This window comes from Streptomyces sp. NPDC059371 (assembly GCF_042751995.1).
Classification (GTDB): Bacteria; Actinomycetota; Actinomycetes; order Streptomycetales; family Streptomycetaceae; genus Streptomyces.
In genome coordinates this window covers 3795-5700 of the sequence record NZ_JBHYXD010000077.1, presented here as the reverse complement: position 1 = coordinate 5700, position 1906 = coordinate 3795, and the positions used below count along the sequence as shown (strand labels likewise).

The 1906-nt window shown below is 72.6% G+C and carries 3 protein-coding genes; all 3 read right to left on the bottom strand.

The window, feature by feature from the left end:
• Positions 1 to 108: 108 nt before the first annotated feature.
• A complete protein-coding gene (locus tag ACFXGX_RS31635) occupies positions 109 to 252 on the bottom strand; it encodes a hypothetical protein (protein WP_167347427.1) in 144 nt (47 codons plus the stop codon).
• Between the two features lie 2 nt (positions 253 to 254).
• Complete coding sequence (locus ACFXGX_RS31630; protein WP_384797887.1) at positions 255 to 1352, bottom strand: radical SAM protein; 1098 nt, start codon at positions 1350 to 1352, stop codon at positions 255 to 257.
• A gap of 122 nt (positions 1353 to 1474) precedes the next feature.
• Positions 1475 to 1753, bottom strand: a complete 279-nt coding sequence (locus tag ACFXGX_RS31625) for a hypothetical protein (RefSeq protein WP_384797884.1) — start codon at positions 1751 to 1753, stop codon at positions 1475 to 1477.
• Positions 1754 to 1906: the final 153 nt, after the last annotated feature.

Below are 1906 nucleotides of genomic sequence, written 5' to 3'. Positions count from 1 at the left end.
CTCTGCACCGCGCGCCCCGCGGCGGGGGGCGGGGGCGCGAGAGCCCCTCTCGCGCGGGTGGGGGTGTCGGGCGCCGCGGGCGCCGCGCCCCCCCCCCAACTGGTGGCGCTACTTGTACGGGTTGTCGTCGTTGCAGCCGGACTCCACGCTTGCGGTGAGCGCGGACACGTCGTCGACCAGGACGATCCCGGCCGGGTCGGCGGGTGCCTCGGCCGCGGGCGGGGGCGTGATCTCGACCATGACAGCAGTCATGACTACCTCTCTCCGTGTTGGCAGTAGTTCTTGAGTGGCGCCTTCGCGGCCTGGAAGACCTGTGCCATCGGGCGGCACACCCGGCAGGTGGCGGAGAGCTTGCAGCCGCTGCATCCGCCGGTGCGAAGCATGAGGGGCCCGGCAATCTGGCCGAGTCGGGCAAGGCCTGGCACGCCTTCGGCGGTCAGGTCGATGTTCGGTTCCCGGCCGACCTTGCAGATCGAGGCCCGGCCGAACGGGTCGGCGTGGAAGAACGTCACGCCGGCCGGGCAGCCGGTGAACGGCTTCCGGTCGGTGAGGTATTCGGGGGACTGGGACGGCAGGGTTTCCGCGCCGCCGTGGATCGTGGGCGAGATATTGGCGTACTCGCGAAAGGGCACCCCGAGCTCGGCGGCCCAAGTCCGCATGGCGTCGGCCTCATGCGCGTTGGTGCGCACGATGATCAGGCTCAGGTCGATGCGCAGGCCAGCAGCGAGTGCCTTGTGCACGCCTTCGCGGAACCGGTCGAAGCCGCCGCGGCGGCGGGTCACCGCGTCGTAGGTGCCAGCCGTCGCGCCGTACAGACTCAGCGTCAGCTTGGTGGGCGGGTAGGCGCGGAGCACGTCCAGGACCCTGTCCCGGCGCAGCTGTGACCCGTTGGACAGGATTTCGAGCTGCATCCCCATCTCGTTGGCGAGCCGGTACGACTCGAGGAAGTCGGGATCGATCAGTGGCTCCCCGCCGGTGATCTGGAGCCAGATCACCCCGGCGTCCCGCATGACCTCCAGAAGCCTGCGCTTGCCGGCCATATCCAGGCCCTCAAAGCGCTTCTCGCCGAGGTAGCACATCTCGCAGTCGTAGTCGCAGCCCAGATTGATCTCCCACGTGGCGCGGCTGAACCCGTACGGCCCCGGCTCGCGCATCAGCACTACGTCCGCGAGGGCCTGGCCGCAGACGTCCATCTGCCACTGTGCGGCGACGGCGTCGGCAAGCCACCCGGGCACGGTGCTCCGCGTGCGCAGCTCCTCGAATCGAGCATGGGGGAGCTGCACGGCTTTCGGGCTTCCCCGCCGCAGTACCAAGCGGCGGTCTGCGAACGGTGTGGCAACGAGCTCGGGCATGACGTTTCCCCTCACGGTTGGGGTCCCTGCCGCCGGGGGGAGCCAGGTCAGTTGCCCGGCGGCAGGGAGCGGGCCGCGTGCGGCGGCGGGACTGGGGCGTACACCGCCACCGCACGCGGGGATCAGGAGTCGGTACTGAAGAACCCTTGGAGGAGTGCCTCCTCGGGGACCGGGCCCGGCTGGAACCGGTGGAGGAGATCGGCCAGGGGCCAGTGCGGAACCAGGCGGTCACCGCGGCACGGACGGAGCCAGTACGGGCCCGGGGCAGCCGTCTGCCGCACGGCGGGCAGGGTGAGCTCGTACGGGGCGCCCCGACACACGCCGTGGGCGCTGTCCCAGACGGCGTGCGTGCCCGGAGGGACGAGCCATATGAACCAGTCCCGCTCCGGGTCCGCGATCACGGGTCCGCAGGCGGGGGCGTCCGGGCTGGCGCCGCGCGGTCGCGGGGGGGGGGGGCGGGGGGGGGAGACCGCCCCCGCGCGGGGGGGGCGGGCGGCCGCGCGCCCGGCCGCCCAGTGGGGGGCCCGCCGGCGGCGGGCGGACGCAGCGCGAGC

Coding starts and splice junctions, on each gene's coding strand:
- ACFXGX_RS31630 (WP_384797887.1), bottom strand. CDS start 1,352: ATGCCCGAGCTCGTTGCCACACCGTTCGCAGACCGCCGCTTGGTACTG.
- ACFXGX_RS31635 (WP_167347427.1), bottom strand. CDS start 252: ATGACTGCTGTCATGGTCGAGATCACGCCCCCGCCCGCGGCCGAGGCA.